This window comes from Streptomyces yatensis, assembly GCF_018069625.1.
Classification (GTDB): Bacteria; Actinomycetota; Actinomycetes; order Streptomycetales; family Streptomycetaceae; genus Streptomyces; species Streptomyces yatensis.
Genome location: NZ_CP072941.1, coordinates 7463542 through 7483574, shown reverse-complemented (window position 1 = coordinate 7483574; position 20033 = coordinate 7463542). Strand labels below are relative to the sequence as shown.

Genomic DNA, 20033 nt, shown 5'->3' with positions numbered 1-20033 from the left:
CTGCTCAGACCTGGGGACGGAGCCGGGCGGAGTCGGCGGTCGTGGCGTCGGACTGGCCGCCGCCGGAGACGGCGCTGCCCTTGCGCCAGTCCGCCCAGGCCATGTTCCAGTCGCCGTAGCCGTTGCTGAACGGCGCCATGTCCTCTCCGTTGCTGTTCACGACCTGGACGATGTCGCCCAGGCGCACGGTGTTGAAGAACCACTCGGCGTTCGCCGTGCTCATGCCCGTACAGCCGTGGCTGACGTTGGCGTAGCCCTGCGAACCGGTGGACCAGGGCGCGGCGTGGACATATTCGCCACTCTTGGTCACCCGGGCGGCCCAGTAGACCATCAGGTCGTAGGAGCCGGCGCCGAGCCCGATGCTGGCGCCCGTCATCCGTACGGCGGATTCCTTGGCCAGCACCACCTTGATGCCGTTCCGGGTGTCGAATCCGGGCATACCGGTGGTGATCGGGATGGTCCGGATGGGCACCCCGTTCCGCTTCACCGTCATCTGATGGGTGCCGGAGTCGGTCAGGGCCTCCAGGCGGTCGCCGGTGGTCAGCCGCAGCGACTTGGCATCGCCGCCGTAGAGCCCGCCGCCGATCCTGATGCCCTTGAGGTTGGAGTGGGCCGTGATGGTGGCGTGGGCGGGCCAGTACTCCTGCGGGCGGTAGTGCAGGTTACGGCTGTCCACCCAGTGCCAGACGCCCTCCACCGCGGGCCGTGAGTCCACCTTCAGGGCGCGCTCGATCACGGCGCGGGCCGAGGGGTCCTTGACGGGCCGGCTCAGCTTGGCCGTGATGGGCTGCCCCACCCCGTACTCCCCCGCCTTGGGGCCGAAGGTGACCTTCAGCAGCCGGCGTGCGGAGCTGGTGGAGAAGTCGACGGTACGGCGGCCGGGAGCGCCGTTGGAGTCCTCTGTGGACACCTTCAGCGTGTAGTGGGCGCCGGCGGCCAGCGGCACCGTGCTGCGCCAGTGCTTGCCGTCCTCGGCCAGCTCGCCCCGGACGTAGCGGCCCGCGGCGTCGGTGGCCGTGACATCCGTGATCCGGCTGTCGTCGCCCTTGGCGGTCACTTCGAGCGGCTTGTCCGGATCGGCCTTGCGGCCGTCGCCGTCACCGCTGAACGAGATCTGGTCGGCGGCGTCGTACGGCTTGGCGGACAGCGGGTCGGGGGATCCCGCGCATCCGCTCACACCCGCTATCAGCGGCGCCACCAGCAGGGCGCAGGTCAGCACCGCCCGGCTTCGGAGTGATCGAGGTGTGTGGCTCATGGACTCAACGTAAGAACGGCGTCCGGGAACGGCGCGCGGAGTGAGGCAGCGGGGTGAACCGGCGGGCCGACCGGGGCCAACGGCCGGGCACCCGGCCGGCAACGCCGAGCGGGGCCCGGACACCTGGGGAGGTGTCCGGGCCCCGCTCGTTTCGCCGGTCGCGTCGGCCGACTGGCCGGTTACTGGTTGGCGTTCTCGCCGCGGTAGTACTCGAAGACCCAGCCGAAGAGACCGATCATGACGATCGGGGCCGAGAAGAAGAGCAGCCACCAGCCGAAGATCACGCCCAGGAAGGCCAGGGCGCCACCGACGGCCAGGGAGAGCGGCTGCCAGCTGTGCGGGGAGAAGAATCCCAGCTCACCGGCGTCGTCCGCGACATCCGCGTCCTTGTTGTCCTGCGCTCCGACATCCACCCGGCGCGCCGTGAAGGCCAGGTAGTAGCCGATCATGATGCTCAGCCCGAAGGCCAGGAAGAGCGCGGTGGTACCGGCCGGCTCCTTCGACCACACGCCATAGACGATCGCCATGACGAGGATGAAAACGGCCAGCCAGATGAACATCCGGCCTTGGACCTTCACTTGCCGGCCTCCTTACCACCCGCGAGGGCCTTGTCCTCGTCGGGCGCACCGTGGTTCTGGAGCTGGTCGAGCGCCGCGATCTCCGGGTGGTGCAGGTCGAACGCCGGGGATTCGGAGCGGATCCGCGGCAGGGTGAGGAAGTTGTGCCGCGGGGGCGGGCAGGAGGTCGCCCACTCCAGCGAACGTCCGTAGCCCCAGGGGTCGTCGACCTCGACCTTCTTGCCGTACTTGGCGGTCTTCCAGACGTTGTAGAGGAACGGCAGGATCGACAGGCCCAGCAGGAAGGAGCTGATGGTCGAGATGGTGTTCAGCGTGGTGATGCCGTCGGCCGCCAGGTAGTCGGCGTACCGGCGGGGCATGCCCTCGGCGCCCAGCCAGTGCTGCACCAGGAACGTGCCGTGGAAGCCCACGAACAGCGTCCAGAAGGTGATCTTTCCGAGCCGCTCGTCCAGCATCTTGCCGGTGAACTTGGGCCACCAGAAGTGGAATCCGGCGAACATCGCGAAGACCACGGTGCCGAAGACCACGTAGTGGAAGTGGGCCACCACGAAGTACGAGTCGGAGACGTGGAAGTCCATCGGCGGCGACGCCAGGATCACACCGGTCAGACCACCGAAGGTGAAGGTGATCAGGAAGCCGATCGCCCAGAGCATCGGGGTCTCGAAGCTCAGCGACCCCTTCCACATCGTGCCGATCCAGTTGAAGAACTTGATACCGGTCGGCACCGCGATGAGGAACGTCATGAACGAGAAGAACGGCAACAGCACTCCGCCGGTGACATACATGTGGTGGGCCCACACCGTCACCGAGAGACCGGCGATCGAAATCGTCGCGGCGATCAGGGAGATGTAACCGAACATCGGCTTCCGGGAGAAGACCGGAATGACCTCGGAAATGATGCCGAAGAACGGCAACGCGATGATGTACACCTCTGGATGGCCGAAGAACCAGAAGAGGTGTTGCCAGAGCAACGCGCCGCCATTGGCCGCGTCGAAGACATGTGCCCCGAATTTTCGGTCCGCCTCCAGGGCGAACAGCGCGGCGGCCAGCACCGGGAAGGCGAGCAGCACCAGCACCGCGGTCAGCAGCACGTTCCAGGTGAAGATCGGCATGCGGAACATGGTCATGCCCGGAGCGCGCATGCAGATGATCGTGGTGATGAAGTTGACCGCACCGAGGATCGTGCCGAAGCCGGAGAGGGCCAGACCCATGATCCACATGTCCGCGCCGACACCCGGCGAACGGACCGCGTCCGACAGCGGGGAGTAGGCGAACCAGCCGAAGTCGGCCGCGCCCTGCGGGGTCAGGAACCCGCCCACCGCGATCAGCGAGCCGAAGAGGTACAGCCAGTACGCGAACATGTTCAGCCGCGGGAACGCCACATCGGGCGCACCGATCTGCAGCGGCATGATCCAGTTCGTGAAGCCCGCGAACAGCGGGGTGGCGAACATCAGCAGCATGATCGTGCCATGCATGGTGAACGCCTGGTTGAACTGCTCGTTCGACATGATCTGCGTGCCCGGACGGGCCAGCTCGGCGCGCATGAAGAGCGCCATCAGGCCGCCGATGCAGAAGAACGCGAACGACGTGACGAGGTAGAGCGTGCCGATCGTCTTGTGGTCCGTGGTGGTCAGCCACTTGACGACGACATTGCCCGGCTGCTTCCGACGCACCGGAATCTCCCGCGCTTGCGCAGCGGTCGTACCGGCACCCTGGGGTTCGTTGAGGATGCTCACTGGATCTTGGTCTCCGCGTTCTTGGCGGCGTCCGTCTGCTCAATGCCCGCCGGGATGTAGCCGGTCTGGCCCTTCTTCGCCAGGTCCTTGAGGTGCTGCTGGTAGCGCTCCGGCGACACGACCTTGACGTTGAAGAGCATCCGGGAGTGGTCGACGCCGCACAGCTCGGCGCACTTGCCCTTGAAGGTGCCCTCGCGGTTCGGGGTGACCTCGAAACGGTTGGTGTGACCCGGGATGACGTCCATCTTCATCAGGAAGGGGACCACCCAGAACGAGTGGATGACATCGCGGGACGTCAGGATGAACTGGACCGACTCGCCCTTGGGCAGCCACAGGGTCGGGCCCGGGTTGCCGGTCTGCGGGTTCCGCTCACCGGGGGTGCCGGCCTCGTAGACGCCCTCGGCGCCCTTGGGGACGGCGTTGAGCATGCGCTGGGGGATCGAGGAGATCTCCTTGGCTTCCTGCTTCGGACTGGCGGTGCTCCCGTCCACGTTCTCCATGTAGTTGAAGCCCCAGCTCCACTGATAGCCCACCACGTTGACCACGTGGTCGGGCTTCTTGGAGGTCTTGAGGAGCGCGTTCTCATCGCGTGCGGTGAAGTAGAACAACACCGAGACGATGATGATCGGGACCACGGTGTACAGCGCCTCGATCGGCATGTTGTACCGGGTCTGCGCCGGAACCTCGATCTTGGTCCTGCTGCGACGGTGGAAGATGACCGCCCAGATGATCAGGCCCCAGACCAGGACGCCCGTGGCGAGCGCTGCCGCCCACGAGCCCTGCCACAGGGAGAGGATCCGCGGCGCCTCCTCCGTGACGGGGGTAGGCATTCCGAGGCGGGGGAAGTCCTTTGATGTGCAACCGGTGGCGGTCGCCAGGACCAAGCCCGCGGCCAGCGCCTGCAGCAGCTTCCGCCGCACCGGGCGCCGCGACGAGCGGTCGGAGCCGTTGGGACTCACGTAGCGCCTTCCCGAGAGTCTCGCCCGCGCGGTCGGCCGCGGCCGTCTTCTGGTCGGTCGCCGGCCCAGTGCGGGCAGGGGTTTGGATGTTTATGCGGACCAAACCCTACTGGACGCCATTTGGGGTCGCGCGGGGAGGGTGCCCAACGCGCCGGGGCGCTCCACGAAGGGGTGGAATCCCGGGCTCCGGCCGCGATTTCCGGGCCGGGTCCACCCCGAACTCCGGCCCAGGTTGGGGGCCCGGCCGCGGGCCCGGCCGCGGGCCCGGCCGCCGCCGGGGGTGACCCCTGCTCCGGCCCCGGTACGACCTCGGCTCCGGGCGCCGATGCGGGCCCGGTTGCCGCCGGGGGTGACCCCTGCTTGGGGCCCGGCGCGGGCCCGGCCGCGGCCGGGAGTGACCCCTTGCTTGAGGCCCGGCGCGGGCCCGGCTGCGGCCGGGAGTGACCCCCGCTTCGAGCCCGGCGCGGGCCCGGCCGCGGCCGGGGCTGACCCCCGCTTGAGGCCCGGCGCGGGCCCGGCTGCGGCCGGGAGTGACCCCCGCTTCGAGCCCGGCGCGGGCCCGGCTGCGGGACCGGCTGCCGCCGGGGGTGACCCCTGCTTCGAGCCCAGCGCGGGCCCGGCCGCGGCCGGGGCTGACCCCCGCTTGAGGCCCGGCGCGGGCCTGGCTGCGGTCGGGAGTGATCCTCGCTTCGAGCCCAGCGCGGGCCCGGCTGCGGGACCGGCTGCCGCCGGGGGTGACCCCCGCTTCGAGCCCAGCGCGGGCCCGGCTGCGGGACCGGCTGCCGCCGGGGGTGACCCCCGCTTCGAGCCCGGCGCGGGCCCGGCTGCGGCCGGGAGTGACCCCCGCTTCGAGCCCGGCGCGGGCCCGGCTGCGGCCGGGAGTGACCCCCGCTTCGAGCCCGGCGCGGGCCCGGCTGCGGCCGGGAGTGACCCCCGCTTCGAGCCCGGCGCGGACCCGGCTGCGGCCGGGAGTGACCCCCGCTTCGAGCCCAGCGCGGGCCCGGCTGCGGGACCGGCTGCCGCCGGGGGTGACCCCTGCTTCGAGCCCAGCCCGGACCCGTCCGGCTGCGGGCCCGGCTGCGGCCCTGGCCTCGGCGGGGTGCGATCCCCGCTCCGGCCGCGGAGCCGAAGCCGATGCGGCCCTCGGCGCCGGTCACGATATGACCTTCTCCGGTCCCGGCTTCGGCGCCGGTTCGGCCCGCCTCCGATCCCGGCGCGACCTGGCTCCGACCGCGGCGCGGCCCTCGCTCCGGTCGCGGTGCGGGCCTGGCTCCGGTTCCTGCACGTCCCCGGCTTCGGCACCGGAGGTGCCCCTCGCGGGCCGCGGCCGTCCGTTTGCCGGTCTCGCCGACTAGCGTTCCGTATGTGCCCTACTTCGACATGGCCTCGTCCGCTCCCCTGCACCCCGTCGCCCGGCAGGCGCTCCTCGCCGCGCTCGACGAGGGGTGGGCCGACCCCTCACGCCTCTACCGGGAGGGACGGCGGGCCCGGCTGCTGCTGGACGCCGCACGGGAGGCGGCCGCCGAGGCGGTCGGGTGCCGCCCGGACGAGCTCGTCTTCACTCCTTCGGGGACGCGCGCGGTGTACGGCGGTATCGCGGGGGCGCTCGCGGGTCGCCGACGCGCCGGCCGCCGTCTGGTCGTCTCCGCCGTGGAGCACTCCTCGGTGCTGCACACGGCGGCCGCGCACGAGGCGGACGGCGGTACGGTCACCGAGGTCCCGGTGGACCGTACGGGACGGGTCGCCCCGGGTGCGTACGCGACGGCCCTGCGGGAGGCCCCGGACGGGGTGGCGCTGGCCTGTCTGCAGTCCGCCAACCATGAGGTCGGCACCCTGCAGCCGGTGGCCGAGGCGGCCGAGGAGTGCGCGGCGGCGGGCGTACCGCTGCTGGTGGACGCGGCGCAGTCGCTCGGCTGGGGTCCCGTAGAGGGCAATTGGTCGCTCTTGGCGGCAAGTGCCCACAAATGGGGCGGACCTGCGGGAGTGGGGCTGCTCGCGGTGCGCAAGGGGGTGCGCTTCCGTACGGTCCCGCCCACCGACGAGCGGGAGTCGGGCCGCTCCCCCGGGTTCGAGAACCTCCCCGCCATCGTCGCCGCGGCCGCCTCGCTGCGGGCCGTCCGGGCGGAGGCCGCCGCGGAGGCGGAGCGGCTGCGGGGGCTGGTGGACCGGATCCGGGCCCGGGTGCCGGAACTGGTCCCGGACGTCGAGGTGGTCGGCGATCCGGAGCGGCGGCTGCCGCATCTGGTGACCTTCTCCTGTCTCTATGTCGACGGAGAGGCGCTTCTCCATGAGCTGGACCGCGCGGAGTTCTCGGTCTCGTCCGGCTCCTCCTGCACCTCGTCCACGCTGACCCCGAGTCATGTGCTGCGGGCCATGGGGGTGCTGTCCGAGGGCAATGTCCGGGTCTCGCTTCCGCACGGTACGGCCGAGACGGAGGTGGAGCGGTTCCTGGAGGCGCTGCCGGGGGTGGTGGCGCAGGTGCGGGAGCGCCTGGGTGCGCCGAAGCCCGCCGAGACCGCCGAGCCCGCCGTCGCCCCGGAGCCCGAGCCCGAGCCCGATGTCGCGCTGGTGGTCGACTCGCTCGGCAAGCGGTGCCCGATTCCGGTGATCGAGCTGGCCAAGGTGATCGGCCAGGTGCCGGTGGGCGGTGTGGTGGTGGTGCTGTCCGACGACGAGGCGGCCCGGCTGGACATCCCGGCCTGGTGCGAGATGCGGGGCCAGAGCTACGAGGGCGAGCGGACGGCCGACCGGGGCGTGGCCTACCGGGTGCGACGCCGCGCCTAGAGAACGGCGGGGCGGCAGCGGCGCCGGCGGGGCCAAGGGGCGCCGGCGGGACCCGTAAGAGCCATAGCCGCGGCGGGGCCCACGACGCTACGGCGGACCGTAGGAGCCACAGCCGCGGCGGGGCCCACGACGCTACGGCGGACCGTAGGAGCCACAGCCGCGGCGGGGCCCAGGGAGCGACGGCCCCCTGGGCGCCCAGCGGGGTTCAGGGGAGGTGGGGCGCGATCTCGCCCGCCGCCTCATGGCCGTACGCCTTGGCGAAGCGCTCCATGAAGTGGCCCCGGCGCAGCTCGTACTCCTGGGTGCCGACCGTCTCGATGACCAGCGTCGCCAGCATGCAGCCCACCTGGGCGGCGCGCTCCAGCGAGAGGTTCCAGGACAGGCCGGAGAGGAAGCCCGCGCGGAAGGCGTCGCCGACGCCGGTCGGGTCGGCCTTCTGGTCCTCCTCCGGGCAGCCGACGACGACGGGCTCCTCGCCCTCGCGGTCGATGCGCACGCCCTGCGCGCCCAGCGTGGTGACCCGGGTGCCGACCTTGGAGAGGATCTGCTCCGCGGTCCAGCCGGTCTTGGTCTCGATCAGCGCGGCCTCGTACTCATTGGTGAAGAGGTACTCCGCGCCGCCGATCAGCAGCCGGATGTCCTCCCCGTCCATGCGGGCGAGCTGCTGGGAGGGGTCGGCGGCGAAGGGGATGCCGCGCGAGCGGCACTCCTCGGTGTGCCGGACCATGGCCTCCGGGTCGTCCGCGCTGATCAGCACGAGGTCGAGGCCGCCGGCGCGCTCCGCGACCGGCTGCAGCTCGATCTGGCGGGCCTCGCTCATGGCGCCGGTGTAGAAGGACGCGATCTGGTTGTGATCGGCGTCGGTGGTGCAGACGAAGCGCGCGGTGTGCTTGACCTCGGAGATATGGACGGACGCGGTGTCCACACCGTGCCGGTCTAGCCAGGCGCGGTAGTCGGCGAAGTCCTCACCGGCCGCGCCGACCAGGATCGGGCTCAGGCCGAGCACGCCCATGCCGAAACAGATGTTGGGGCCGACTCCCCCACGGCGGACATCGAGCGTGTCCACCAGGAAGGAGAGGGAGACCGTATGCAGCTGATCGGCGACCAGCTGATCGGCGAAGCGGCCGGGGAAGGACATCAGATGGTCGGTGGCGATGGAGCCGGTAACGGCAATACGCACGGAGTCGCTCCTGCGGGGCGGAGAGATCGGACGCTTCACGCTATCTGCTCAGCCCGGTCCATACGAATGGAAGAAACTACCCAATAGTAGGGCTTTCTTCACCGACACCGGCTGAATACGGTGCGTGGACGGGGGTACGCGTCGGCGACTCCCATGGACCAGGAGGCATCATGCCCCAGCACCTCAGCCCCGCCCTTCCCGCCACCGGAGCCATCGAGCCCGAGTATCTGGAGGAGCTGCGCGGCGACGGTGCCCGGATGGCGCCGCACTGGGCGGTCACCGTATCGCCTCCCGCCAGGCATGTTTCACCGGTCGCCCCCTCCCGCATCCGGGGGATCAGCGTACCCGCGGCATCGGCCGATCTGCTGGCCGGCATGTCGGACTACGGCGACTGAAGGAACCGGGCGCGCCCCGGCTCCGTCTCATCGGCATCTCCTCGCGAGGGATGGGACCGTAGAACGTGAGCGGAGCCAAAGGAGCGAAACGGTGAGCACCGAGGACACCGACACCCCGCAGACCCCCGACGACACTCCCCGACCGCGCCGGCGCTCGCCGCTGGCCGTCGTATCGGTGGCGGCCGCGGTGCTGGTCGCCGGAGGTGGCGGCGCCTACTGGGCCTCCACCGCGGCGGATGGCGGCACCCGGGGTCCGGGTGCGGCGGGCGAGGACGGAGCGCCCAAGCCCCTCGCACTGGACGCCTACGCCTCTCCGGGCGGCGAGCGAGGAGGGAACGAGGGCATCGCGCCCGGCGAGCCCGATCCGCACGGCGGCCGCTACGTCGTCACGGGCAAGCTGCCGGACGGGCCGAAGGAGGCCCCGGTCTATCTGACCGACCCGAAGGTCACCAAGGCCGATGTGGCGCGGCTGGCGAAGGCGCTGGACGTCGCCGGCAGCCCCCGCGCCGACCACGGGTACTGGAAGGTCGGCGGCACCCCGGACGCGAGCGGCCCGACGCTGCGGGTGAGCCGGACCGGACCGGGCAGCTGGTCGTACTCGCGCTATGGGTCGCCGGGCGGTACGTCCTGCGTCCACCCGGACGGGAAACCCGACGCGAAGCCGGAAGCGAAGCCGGAAGCGAAGCCGGACCCGAAGAAGGCCGGGCGGACCGACAAGGGCGACGGGGCGGACGGGGCCGACAAGAGCTGCCCGACCTACCGCGACGGCGACAAGCGCGGTGACAACGGCGCCGCCGAGGGCCGCGAGGCGGCCGTGTCCGAGGAGAAGGCCCAGCACACCGCCGAGCCGGTGCTCGAGGCGCTCGGGCTGTCGGACGCGAAGCTGGACGCGAGCGGCCTCTACGGCGCCGTGCGGATGGTCAACGCCGATCCGAAGGTGGGCGATCTGCCCACCTACGGCTGGGGGACCAGTCTGCAGGTCGGCGCCGACGGCCAGCTGGTCGGCGGCAGCGGCACGCTGGCGAAGCCCAAGGAGGACGACACCTATCCGGTGCTCAGCGCGGAGCAGGCGCTGGAGCGGCTCAACTCGACGTCGGCCAAGGGCGATGGCCCGTCGGGCAAGGTGGATGTGCGCAAGGTGACGTTCGGCCTCGCCTCGCACATGGTGGACGGCCGGCGGGCGCTGGTGCCGTCGTGGATCTTCGAGACCAAGCCGACCGGGACCAACCGGGTGGCGGTCACCCTCCCCTACCCCGCGGTGAAGCCGGAGTTCATCAAGAAGGCCCAGGAGCCGGGCCACTCCCCGTCGACCCGGCCGGGCAAGGGGAACCGGACCTCCAAGCCGGATGACATCACCTCGTACCGCGTGGACGGCAAGACCCTGACGCTGCGCTTCTGGGGCGGTGTCTGCAACACCTACTCGGTCTCGGCGAAGGAGACCTCCAAGCAGGTGACGCTGGAGCTCAAGAGCAAGCCGACCCATCCGGGGCGGGCCTGCATCCTCGTCGCCAAGCAGCTGGACCGGAAGGTGACGCTGAAGGAGCCGCTGGACGGCCGGAAGGTCGTGGACGGCTCCACCGGCGAGACGGTGCCGCTGCGTAAGTGAGCGGGCGACCCGAGCCGGGGCGGAACATGCGGAAGGGGGCGGGCCCGATGGGCCCGCCCCCTTCCGTTTCGCTGTTTTCCGCCGCGCCGGGGGCTCAGCTGAAGGAGTCGCCGCAGGCGCAGGAACCCGTGGCGTTCGGGTTGTCGATGGTGAAGCCCTGCTTCTCGATGGTGTCGACGAAGTCGATCGAGGCACCGCCCAGGTACGGGGCGCTCATGCGGTCGGTCACGACCTTGACGCCGCCGAAGTCCTTGACGACGTCGCCGTCGAGCGAGCGCTCGTCGAAGAAGAGCTGGTAGCGCAGGCCGGAGCAGCCGCCGGGCTGGACGGCGACGCGCAGCGCGAGGTCGTCGCGGCCCTCCTGCTCCAGCAGGCTCTTGACCTTCGACGCGGCGGCGTCGGACAGGATGATGCCCTCGCTCGCGGTGGTCTCGTCCTGAACGGTCATCTGCTTCTCTCCCGGGTCGTACGGACTACTTGCCGTCGGAACCAACCAACGGCGTCCCGGATTCATTCCGGGCCCAGCGCTTATCTCCCGCTGTCCTTCATGCTCGCATACGGCTGGACGCACCGGAATGCGTCACATCGACACAATGCCTCTCGTCAAAGTGACGTGAAGCGGCTATGATAGATAGCGTCATTCTGACGATTAGGGTTCCCAGCGAAGTCCCAGCGAAGAAAGAAGGGTGCGTGACGTGACCACCGCCCAGCCCCTCGACGTGCAGCCGACCCCGCTCGCTCTGCTGCTTCTCGGCCGGGAGGCCGACCCCCGCAGCGAGCGCGGCGTGGAATGCCCGGGAGACCTTCCGGCGCCCTCCGACCCGGATCTGGTGGCCCGCGCCCGCGCGGCCAAGGAGAAGCTCGGGGACAAGGTCTTCGTGCTCGGTCACCACTACCAGCGCGACGAGGTCATCGAGTTCGCTGATGTCACCGGTGACTCCTTCAAGCTGGCCCGGGACGCGGCGGCGCGGCCGGACGCGGAGTACATCGTCTTCTGCGGTGTGCACTTCATGGCCGAGTCCGCCGACATCCTCACCACCGAGGCCCAGCAGGTCGTCCTCCCCGATCTGGCGGCCGGCTGCTCGATGGCCGACATGGCCACGGCCGAGCAGGTCGCCGAGTGCTGGGAGGTGCTGACCGAGGCGGGCGTCGCGGAGGCGACGGTGCCCGTCTCGTACATGAACTCCTCGGCCGACATCAAGGCGTTCACCGGCAAGCACGGCGGCACGATCTGCACGTCCTCCAATGCCGAGCGGGCGCTGGAGTGGGCGTTCCAGCAGGGCCAGAAGGTGCTGTTCCTGCCCGATCAGCACCTCGGGCGCAATACGGCGGTCCGCGACATGGGCATGTCGCTGGAGGACTGCGTCGTCTACAACCCGCACAAGCCGAACGGCGGGCTCACCCCCGAGCAGCTGCGCGCCGCGACGATGATCCTGTGGCGCGGCCACTGCTCGGTGCACGGCCGCTTCTCGCTGGACTCGGTCAACGATGTGCGCGAGCGGATACCGGGTGTGAACGTGCTGGTGCACCCCGAGTGCAAGCACGAGGTCGTGGCGGCGGCCGACTACGTGGGCTCGACCGAGTACATCATCAAGACCCTGGAGGCCGCCCCCGCCGGTTCGAAGTGGGCGATCGGCACGGAGTTGAATCTCGTACGGCGCCTGGCCAATCGTTTCGCCGACCAGGGCAAGGAGATCGTCTTCCTCGACAAGACGGTCTGCTTCTGCTCGACCATGAACCGGATCGATCTGCCGCATCTGGTCTGGGCGCTGGAGTCGCTGGTGGCCGGCAAGGTGGTCAACCGCATCCAGGTCGACGAGGAGACGGAGCACTTCGCCAAGCTGGCCCTGGAGCGGATGCTGGCGCTGCCGTAGGGGGCGTTGGGTTTCGGCGATGGGGGTGGGCGCCCCGGGTGGCGCCTGCGGCGGGCCTTTCCCCTCCCCGCCCCCTCCCACAACTGGGGCTCCGCCCCAGACCCCGGAGCCCGGGCCAGAGCCCCGGTTCCGGAGGCTGGGGCAGAGCCCCTGTCCGGGGCCTGGGGCAGAGCCCGGGACCGGGCGGGGGCAGACTCCCCTCCGGGGCCCAGGGCAGAGCCCCGGTCCGAGACCCGGGGCGGACTCCCGTCCGGGATCCGGGGCAGAGCCCCAGACTCCGGGGGCTGGGGCGGAGCCCCGGTTTCGGGGAGGGGCGGGGAGGGGAAAGGTTCGCCGGGCGGGCGCTAGGCGCCTGCGCGGACCAGGCCCGTCTCGTAGGCGATCACCACCAGCTGGGCGCGATCGCGGGCGCCCAGCTTGGCCATCGCGCGGTTGACATGCGTCTTGACCGTGAGCGGGCTGACCTCCAGCCGGGCGGCGATCTCGTCGTTGGACAGCCCGCCCCCGACCTGGACCAGGACCTCGCGCTCGCGGACGGTGAGGGCGTCCAGCCGTGAGGCGTCATAGGCGCCCTCGTCGCCGCTCCCGTCGCCCTGGGCCAGGAAGCGGGCGATCAGCCCCTTGGTCGCGGCCGGGGACAGCAGCGCCTCGCCGGCGGCCGCGATGCGGATCGCCGCGAGCAGCTCATCGGGTTCGGCGCCCTTGCCGAGGAAGCCGCTGGCCCCCGCGCGCAGCGAGTCCACCACGTACTCGTCGACCTCGAAGGTCGTCAGCATGACCACCCGGACGTCCGCCAGCTGCGGATCCTCGGTGATCATGCGGGTCGCGGCCAGTCCGTCCGTACCGGGCATCCGGATGTCCATCAGGACGACGTCGGCGCCCCGGGTACGGGCGATCTCCACCGCCTGCGCGCCGTCGGACGCCTCCCCCACCACCTCCATGTCCGCCTCGGAGTCCACCAGAACGCGGAACGCACTGCGCAGCAGCGCCTGATCGTCCGCGAGCAGCACCTTGATCGTCATCAGTCCCCTCCCCTACGCGGCTGCAGAGGAAGTCTCACCCGCACCCGGAAACCGCCCTCGGGCAGGGGTGCCGCCTCGCAGCTGCCGCGCAGCGCGGTCACCCGCTCGCGCATGCCCAGCAGACCGTGTCCGCCGCCGCCGGTCTCCTCCCCGGGTGCCGGGGGCTCCCCCTCCGGCCCCTCGGGCCGCGTCCCCGCCCCGTCGTCCTCGACCGTGACCTCCAGGGCGCTCCCGGCGGCGCCCCCGACCCGGGCGATGCGGACCTCGGCCGTGGCCCCGGGCCCGGCGTGCTTGTGCACATTGGTCAGCGCCTCCTGGACGACCCGGTAGGCCGTGAGGTCCACCGAGCCCGGCAGCGGGCCCAGCGACTCCGGCGGCTGCGCCCGGACCCGGACCCGCATCCCGGCCCGTACGAAGCCGTCCACGAGCTGGTCCAGGACGGCGAGGCCGGGAGCCGGTTCGGTGGGGGCGGCGGGGTCGCCGTACTGCCGCAGCAGGCCGACCGTGGCGCGCAGCTCGTCCAGCGCCGAGCGGCTCGCCTGCCGTACGTGGGCGAGTGCCTCCTTGGCCTGGTCCGGGCGGTTGTCCATGACATGGGAGGCGACCCCGGCCTGGACGTTGACGAGCGCGATGTGATGCGCCACGACATCGTGCAGCTCCCGGGCGATCCGCAGCCGCTCCTCGGCGACCCGGCGGCGCGCCTCCTCCTCACGGGTGCGCTCGGCGCGGACCGCCCGCTCCTCGATGGCGGCGATGTACGCGCGCCGGCTGCGCACCGCGTCACCGGTGGCCGCGGCCAGCCCGGCCCAGGCGAACAGGCCCCAGTTCTCCTGCGAGTACCAGGGGTTGAGCGCGAAGAGCATCCCGGCCCCGGTGAGCAGCACGGCCGTGGCGGCGCCGAGCCGCCAGGTGGTGGGCCGGTCGGTGCGGGTCGCGGCGGTGTAGAGCGCCACCACGACCCCGAACACGATCGAGGTGCGCGGCGGGCCCACGTCATTGGTGACGATCTCGACGAGGGTGAGGGCGACGGTGAAGGCGAGCACCCCGCGCGGCAGATCGCGGCGGAAGATCAGCGAGCCGGCGACGAGCACGGCCAGCAGCACGAACAGGGGGCCCAGCGACTGGTGGCGCATGCGCGGACCGGCCACCGCGCCGATCAGGATCAGCGCGAGGACCCCGATCGCCACCAGGGTGTCCAGGGCGCGGGGGTGGGCACACAGCCAGCGGTGCGGACGGGCCAGACCCGGCCCGACGGCGAGGGGAGTCACGGAATCCAACGGTAAGGGCCGCCGCGGGCCGCCCGGTTTCCTGGGCGGCCCGTACCCGGCCGGTGAGGGGAGGCACGACCTGTGCTGGAGTGTGGTCCGGGGGTGCGTCGCACTAGCCCGGAATGAGGCCGTCGTCCTTGAGCATCGCCTTGACTTCCTCGAGGGTCGCGTCCGCCGCGGGGAGGATCAGCTCGGACGGCTGGAGCGCGTCGTCGGGCAGGGGCTCACCGGCCGAGCGCACCGCGTCCAGCAGCGCGCCCAGGGTCTTCCGGAAGCCCTCGTGATCACCGCCCTCGATCTCGGCGAGCAGTTCGTCGTCCAGCCTGTTCAGCCCGGGCAGATGGCTCTCGGCCACCCGCACCTGGCCCTCCCCCATGATCCGTACGATCATGACGACCTCCTCGGAGACCTCGCCCAGGCGGGGCGCGGGCTACTGCTTGTCGAACTTGTGCGGGGTCTGGGACTGCTGGGCCTCGTCCGTCTTGCCGCCCTCGATCGCCTGCTGCGGGCTGCCGCCGGCCAGCTCGGCCTTCATCCGCTGCAGCTCCAGCTCCACGTCCGTACCGCCGGAGATCCGGTCGAGCTCGGCCGCGATGTCGTCCTTGGCCATGCCGGACTGGTCGTCCAGGGCGCCGGAAGCCAGCAGCTCGTCGATCGCGCCCGCGCGGGCCTGCAGCTGCGCCGTCTTGTCCTCGGCACGCTGGATCGCCATGCCGACGTCGCCCATCTCCTCGGAGATGCCGGAGAACGCCTCGCCGATCCGGGTCTGCGCCTGGGCCGCGGTGTAGGTGGCCTTGATGGTCTCCTTGCGCGTGCGGAAGGCGTCGACCTTGGCCTGCAGCCGCTGGGCGGCCAGGGTCAGCTTCTCCTCCTCGCCCTGCAGCGTCTGGTGCTGGGTCTCCAGATCGGTGACCTGCTGCTGCAGTGCGGCACGGCGGGAGAGCGCCTCGCGGGCCAGGTCCTCCCGGCCGAGCGCGAGCGCCTTGCGCCCCTGGTCCTCCAGCTTGGTGGACTGCCCCTGCAACTGGTTGAGCTGCAGCTCCAGGCGCTTGCGCGAGGTCGCCACGTCGGCAACGCCACGCCGCACCTTCTGGAGCAGCTCGAGCTGTTTCTGGTACGAGTAGTCAAGGGTCTCGCGCGGGTCCTCGGCCCGGTCCAGGGCCTTGTTGGCCTTCGCGCGGAAGATCATCCCCATACGCTTCATGACACCGCTCATGGGCCTCGCGCGCCCCCTTCTGACGGACGTGTGACTCCGGCACTCCAACAGACCCAGCCTACGGGGCCTGCTTCCATTACCGCACTGTTGGAGCCCGCCCGCGCTCCTCCTGCAGGACGATCAGCGGGCGGGAGCCTCCGGCGCAAGGAGGAGTGTGTCCCCTGTGTCCCGATACGGCGGGACGCCGTTGCCCGATCGTTCCCCCTGAGGCTGGGGCGCACACTCCGCAACCCGTACCCTTGGCCCTGTGTTCCGAAGCCGTTCCAAGGATGAGCAGGCCGCTACCACCAAGGTGACCGCGGACCAGCCGCAGCAGACCCGTGACCCGCAGGCGCCCAAGGGCCGCCCCACTCCCAAGCGGAGCGAGGCCCAGACGCAGCGCCGCAGCCTGGCGAAGACGCCGGCCAACCGCAAGGACGCCTCCAAGCGTGCCCGCGAGGCCCGCCGCGCCGATCTGGCCAAGCAGCGCGAGGCGCTGGCCGGGGGCGACGAGCGGTATCTGCCGGCCCGCGACAAGGGTCCGGTGCGGCGCTTCGCCCGCGACTTCGTGGACTCGCGGTTCTCCGTCGCCGAGTACTTCCTGCCGCTCGCGGTGGTCATCCTGATCCTGAGCATGATCCAGGCCGGCGCCATGCAGAGCTATGTGCTGCTGCTGTGGATGGTGGTCATCGTCCTGATCGTGGTCAACTCCATCTTCTTCGGCTTCCAGCTCAAGCGGCAGCTGCGGCAGCGCTTCCCCGACGAGAATCTGCGCGGCGCGGTGGCGTACGCCCTGATGCGCACCCTCCAGATGCGCCGGCTGCGGCTGCCCAAGCCGCAGGTCAAGCGCGGAGAGCGGCCCTGAGCGGCAGACCCTCCGGCTTCACCGGCGGGGCGCCCGGCTGGCTGAGCCACCTCGGGGGCCTGCGGAACACCGTCCGGCAGGCGCTGGTCGCCCGCCAGCTCGATGAGCAGATCACCGCCCGCTTCCCGGTGGGACAGCGGCTGCGGGTGCTCGACGTGGGCGTCGGCCAGGGCACCCAGGCCCTGCGGCTGGCCCGCGCCGGCCATGAGGTCACCGGGCTGGAGTCCGACCCCACCATGCTGGAGGCGGCCCGCACCGCGCTCGCCGACGAGCCCGAGGGCATCCGACGACGCGTACGGCTCCTCGAGGGCGACGGCCGGGAGACCGGGGCACACTTCCTGCCCGGCGCCTTCGATGTGGTGCTGTGCCACGGGGTGCTGATGTACCTGCCAGAACCGGATCCGCTGCTCGCCGGTCTCGCCCGGGTGCTGGCCCCCGGCGGTCTGCTCTCCCTGCTGGTGCGCAACGGTGACGCGCTGGCGATGCGGCCGGGGCTGGCCGGGGACTGGGGCACGGCGCTGACCGCCTTCGACTCCCCCTCGTACACCAACCGGATCGGGCTGCCGGTGCGCGCCGACCGGCGTGAGGAGCTGGCCGAGACCCTGACCGCGATCGGCGCGCCGCTGCACGCCTGGTACGGCGTGCGGGTCTTCACCGACCTGGCCCCCGACCACGCGGAGCCGCCCGGCTCCCCGGAGTGGGAGCGGCTGCTGACCGCCGAGGAGCGGGCCGGCCGTACCGATCCGTACCGCGCGGTGGCGGCGCTGCTGCATCTGTGCGGGGTGCGGGGCTGATCCGACGACGGGGTGGCGGTGGGCGCCGCCACCCCGCGCGGGTCCTCCTGTTCGGCGCGCTTGTCCGTCAGGTGCGCTTGTCCGTCAGGTGTTCTGGCTACTCGCCGCGCAGGCTCATCGGACCGTAGATCTTCGTACCGTCCTCGAAGAGCGTCACCTGCTCCGCGCCCCCTTCGAGGAGCGCCCGCCACTCCTCACCGATCCACGACTCCGCGTCCCCCTGGGTCGGGAACTCCTCCGGCTGCACCGCGGGCTTCGTCTCCGCCCCGTCGGACTTCTCGAACCGCCATGTCCAAGCCATTCCAGCCTCCTCCATCCCGCCGGCCCACAGGTGATACCCGCCGGTCCACAGGTGATGTCTGCCCGCAGCCTAGGTGACTGATCACTCCGTACGGGGTGGCCCCGCGCGACCCGTGGGATCGGACGCGAGACGATCGGGGCGTGGAACTCACTCTTCTGGGCACCGGAGCCCCCGACGGGCTGCCCCGCCACGGCTGCCCCTGCGCCTCCTGTGCCGCCGCCGTCGGCGAGGAGGCGCGGGCCGCCACCTCGCTGCTGATCGACGGCGCGCTGCTGATCGACCTCACCCCGGGGGCTGCCTTCGCCGCCGCGCGGGCCGGCCACTCACTGGCCGGCGTCCGGCAGGTGCTGCTCTCCCATCCGCACGCGGGCCCGGCCGTCGAGTTCCCGGCCGGGCTGCCGGCGCCGGGGCGGGTGCCGGACGGCCGTACGCTGTCCCTGATCAGCGGCCATCGGGTGCGGGCGGTCGCGCTGGACTCCCCCGGTACCGGCTACGAGGTCACCGGCCCCGACAGCACCCGGCTGCTCTACCTCCCGCCGGGCGCCGCCGCCGCGGGCCTCGCCGACCCGGCCGAGCCGTACGACATGGTGCTGCTCGATGTGCTGGGCCGCCCCGACGCCCTGGCCGCCCTGCGCGCCTCGGGCGCCGTGGGCGCCACCACCGATGTCCTGGCCGTCCACCTCGACCACACCACCCCACCGGGCCGGGAGCTGCACCGCCGTCTGGCCACGGCGGGGGCGCGGGCGGTGCCGGACGGGCGGACGCTGATCGTCGGCGAGTACTCCGCGGTACCGGATCTGCCGCGCCGCACACTGGTGCTGGGCGGCGCCCGGTCCGGCAAGTCCTTGGAGGCGGAGCGGCGGCTGGCCGCGTTCCCCGACGTCCTGTACGTCGCCACGGGCGGCACCCGCGCGGGCGACCCCGACTGGGCCGCCCGCGTCGCCGCCCACCGCGAGCGCCGCCCCGGCTCCTGGCGCACCGCCGAGACCTGCGATCTGACACCGCTGCTCGCCGAGGACGGCCCACCGCTGCTCATCGACTGCCTGGCGCTGTGGCTGACCGACGCGATGGACTCCGTGAACGCCTGGGACGACGAGAAGTGGACGAACGGCGGTGAACGCGCCCTCCGCGAGCGGGTGTCCGCTCTGGTCGCCGGGGTCCGCGCCACCAGCCGTACGGTGGTCGCGGTGAGCAACGAGGTCGGCTCCGGCGTCGTCCCCGCGACCGCCTCCGGCCGCCGCTTCCGGGATGAACTGGGCCGGTTGAACGCGATGTTCGCCGAGGAGTGCGAGCAGGTGCTGCTGGTGGTGGCCGGGCAGCCGCTGCCGCTGCGCGGCTGAGCCATGCCGTGGCCGGGTCCCGGCTGCCCGGGGCCCTGGGCCACCCGAGTTGAAACCAGGGACGGATCCCGGAGCGCCCGAAGCGGGACCCGGACCGGATCCCGGATGAGCCGGGCCGGATCCCGGGCGACCCGAGCCGAGGCCGGGGCGGGGCGCCCACCATGAGACCGCCCCGGACGTGGGCGCCATCGTCGCGGCCATGCGGGACGCCCACCGCCGCGCCGGGGTCAGCCCGCACGACATCGGCCTGGTCCTCGCCCACGGCACCGGCACCGCGCTCAACGACCCGACCGAGACCGCCGCCCTGGACACGGTCTTCGCCGGTGCCGCCCCGGGCCCGCTGATGACCGTCATCAAGAGCGCCATCGGGCACACCTCCGGCAGCGCGGCGCTGATGAGCCTGCCCGCCCGGGCCGGGCGGCTCGGTGGGGTGCGGCTTTCGTCTCGCGCCTTCGGCGCTTGTGAGCAGCGGGGCGGGGGTGTGGGGGGCGCGGGCTGCGCCGCCGGCCGCCGGGCCGGTGGGAGTTGACGCTGTGGCGGCGTCCCGACTCGGCAGCCGGGTCCCTCCGGACTGCGGGGAGTGGGTGCAACCGGCGGGGGTCCGAGCCCGGCGGCCCGCGGTTCCGCCGGACTGCGGCCGCTGAGTGCCCGGTCGGCGCGCGGCCCCTCCAGGTACCCCCTTAAAAAACGCTTGATCTGAAGCAACTAATTTGTCAAGCAATTTCCCAAGGGGTACCCAGCCCCCGGCGGTCGGGCGGTCCGGCAGTCCGGCCCTGCGGCAGCCCGGCACCGATCCCGGAGCCCGAGCGCCAGTGCCGCCACCGGCCCTCACACCCCACCGGCCTACGCCCGGCGACGCGGCCGCACCCTCGACCCCCTGC

General features: G+C 71.9%; 18 protein-coding genes and 1 pseudogene. 8 read left to right on the top strand and 11 right to left on the bottom strand.

What is annotated here, in order from left to right; all coding sequences use genetic code 11:
• Positions 1-4: 4 nt before the first annotated feature.
• The 4 genes from J8403_RS31135 to ctaC form a co-directional block, all read right to left on the bottom strand.
• Positions 5-1255, bottom strand: coding sequence for a L,D-transpeptidase (locus J8403_RS31135; RefSeq protein WP_211126075.1), 1251 nt, complete (start codon positions 1253-1255; stop codon positions 5-7).
• Between the two features lie 179 nt (positions 1256-1434).
• Positions 1435-1833: a cytochrome c oxidase subunit 4 gene (locus J8403_RS31130; RefSeq protein WP_208521924.1), complete on the bottom strand. Its 399-nt coding sequence runs from the start codon at positions 1831-1833 to the stop codon at positions 1435-1437.
• Positions 1830-3569 (bottom strand): aa3-type cytochrome oxidase subunit I, encoded by a 1740-nt coding sequence (gene ctaD, locus J8403_RS31125; protein WP_211126074.1) that lies wholly within the window; start codon positions 3567-3569, stop codon positions 1830-1832. Before ctaD ends, J8403_RS31130 begins: the two co-directional genes overlap by 4 nt.
• Entirely contained in the window at positions 3566-4528 is a 963-nt protein-coding gene (gene ctaC, locus J8403_RS31120; protein ID WP_211126073.1) for an aa3-type cytochrome oxidase subunit II, read from the bottom strand. The genes ctaD and ctaC overlap by 4 nt, the downstream gene beginning before the upstream one ends.
• Positions 4529-5893: 1365 nt before the next feature.
• Between ctaC and J8403_RS31115 the strand changes: the two genes are divergently transcribed.
• Positions 5894-7312: a cysteine desulfurase/sulfurtransferase TusA family protein gene (locus tag J8403_RS31115; protein ID WP_211126072.1), complete on the top strand. Its 1419-nt coding sequence runs from the start codon at positions 5894-5896 to the stop codon at positions 7310-7312.
• A 205-nt stretch (positions 7313-7517) separates the two neighbouring features.
• Here the strand turns inward: J8403_RS31115 and J8403_RS31110 are convergent, their stop codons facing one another.
• The gene (locus J8403_RS31110) at positions 7518-8492 is read right to left on the bottom strand and encodes a carbohydrate kinase family protein (RefSeq protein WP_211126071.1); all 975 of its coding nucleotides are present in this window, start codon (positions 8490-8492) and stop codon (positions 7518-7520) included.
• A gap of 170 nt (positions 8493-8662) precedes the next feature.
• On the opposite strand from J8403_RS31110, the gene J8403_RS31105 reads away from it, so the two are divergent.
• Positions 8663-8887 (top strand): hypothetical protein, encoded by a 225-nt coding sequence (locus tag J8403_RS31105; protein WP_161561594.1) that lies wholly within the window; start codon positions 8663-8665, stop codon positions 8885-8887.
• A 91-nt stretch (positions 8888-8978) separates the two neighbouring features.
• Complete coding sequence (locus J8403_RS31100) at positions 8979-10493, top strand: hypothetical protein (RefSeq protein WP_211126070.1); 1515 nt, start codon at positions 8979-8981, stop codon at positions 10491-10493.
• A 94-nt stretch (positions 10494-10587) separates the two neighbouring features.
• Here the strand turns inward: J8403_RS31100 and J8403_RS31095 are convergent, their stop codons facing one another.
• Positions 10588-10941: a HesB/IscA family protein gene (locus tag J8403_RS31095; RefSeq protein ID WP_020871998.1), complete on the bottom strand. Its 354-nt coding sequence runs from the start codon at positions 10939-10941 to the stop codon at positions 10588-10590.
• A 238-nt stretch (positions 10942-11179) separates the two neighbouring features.
• On the opposite strand from J8403_RS31095, the gene nadA reads away from it, so the two are divergent.
• Complete coding sequence (gene nadA, locus J8403_RS31090; RefSeq protein WP_211126069.1) at positions 11180-12367, top strand: quinolinate synthase NadA; 1188 nt, start codon at positions 11180-11182, stop codon at positions 12365-12367.
• Positions 12368-12711: 344 nt separating this feature from the next.
• Here nadA and J8403_RS31085 read toward each other — a convergent pair whose 3' ends face one another.
• The 4 genes from J8403_RS31085 to J8403_RS31070 all read right to left on the bottom strand — a co-directional run bounded on the left by J8403_RS31085 (position 12712) and on the right by J8403_RS31070 (position 15861).
• Complete coding sequence (locus J8403_RS31085; protein WP_211126068.1) at positions 12712-13389, bottom strand: response regulator transcription factor; 678 nt, start codon at positions 13387-13389, stop codon at positions 12712-12714.
• Positions 13389-14666: a sensor histidine kinase gene (locus J8403_RS31080; protein WP_211126067.1), complete on the bottom strand. Its 1278-nt coding sequence runs from the start codon at positions 14664-14666 to the stop codon at positions 13389-13391. Before J8403_RS31080 ends, J8403_RS31085 begins: the two co-directional genes overlap by 1 nt.
• 103 nt (positions 14667-14769) lie before the next feature.
• Positions 14770-15048, bottom strand: coding sequence for a PspA-associated protein PspAA (gene pspAA, locus J8403_RS31075; RefSeq protein WP_211126066.1), 279 nt, complete (start codon positions 15046-15048; stop codon positions 14770-14772).
• A gap of 39 nt (positions 15049-15087) precedes the next feature.
• Positions 15088-15861 (bottom strand): PspA/IM30 family protein, encoded by a 774-nt coding sequence (locus tag J8403_RS31070; RefSeq protein WP_161561592.1) that lies wholly within the window; start codon positions 15859-15861, stop codon positions 15088-15090.
• A 259-nt stretch (positions 15862-16120) separates the two neighbouring features.
• Here J8403_RS31070 and J8403_RS31065 point away from each other — a divergent pair, with 259 nt between their 5' ends.
• Complete coding sequence (locus J8403_RS31065) at positions 16121-16717, top strand: DUF3043 domain-containing protein (protein WP_211126065.1); 597 nt, start codon at positions 16121-16123, stop codon at positions 16715-16717.
• An 83-nt stretch (positions 16718-16800) separates the two neighbouring features.
• The gene (locus J8403_RS31060; protein WP_211128521.1) at positions 16801-17511 is read left to right on the top strand and encodes a class I SAM-dependent methyltransferase; all 711 of its coding nucleotides are present in this window, start codon (positions 16801-16803) and stop codon (positions 17509-17511) included.
• A gap of 97 nt (positions 17512-17608) precedes the next feature.
• On the opposite strand, the gene J8403_RS31055 is transcribed toward J8403_RS31060, so the two are convergent.
• Entirely contained in the window at positions 17609-17812 is a 204-nt protein-coding gene (locus tag J8403_RS31055; protein WP_059143388.1) for a hypothetical protein, read from the bottom strand.
• Between the two features lie 140 nt (positions 17813-17952).
• Between J8403_RS31055 and J8403_RS31050 the strand changes: the two genes are divergently transcribed.
• Together J8403_RS31050 and J8403_RS31045 are read left to right on the top strand one after the other, a co-directional pair.
• On the top strand, positions 17953-19152 hold the full coding sequence (locus J8403_RS31050; protein WP_211126064.1) for a bifunctional adenosylcobinamide kinase/adenosylcobinamide-phosphate guanylyltransferase: 1200 nt from the start codon (positions 17953-17955) through the stop codon (positions 19150-19152).
• A gap of 169 nt (positions 19153-19321) precedes the next feature.
• Positions 19322-19681: pseudogene (locus tag J8403_RS31045) on the top strand (3-oxoacyl-ACP synthase); the annotation flags it as partial.
• Positions 19682-20033: the final 352 nt, after the last annotated feature.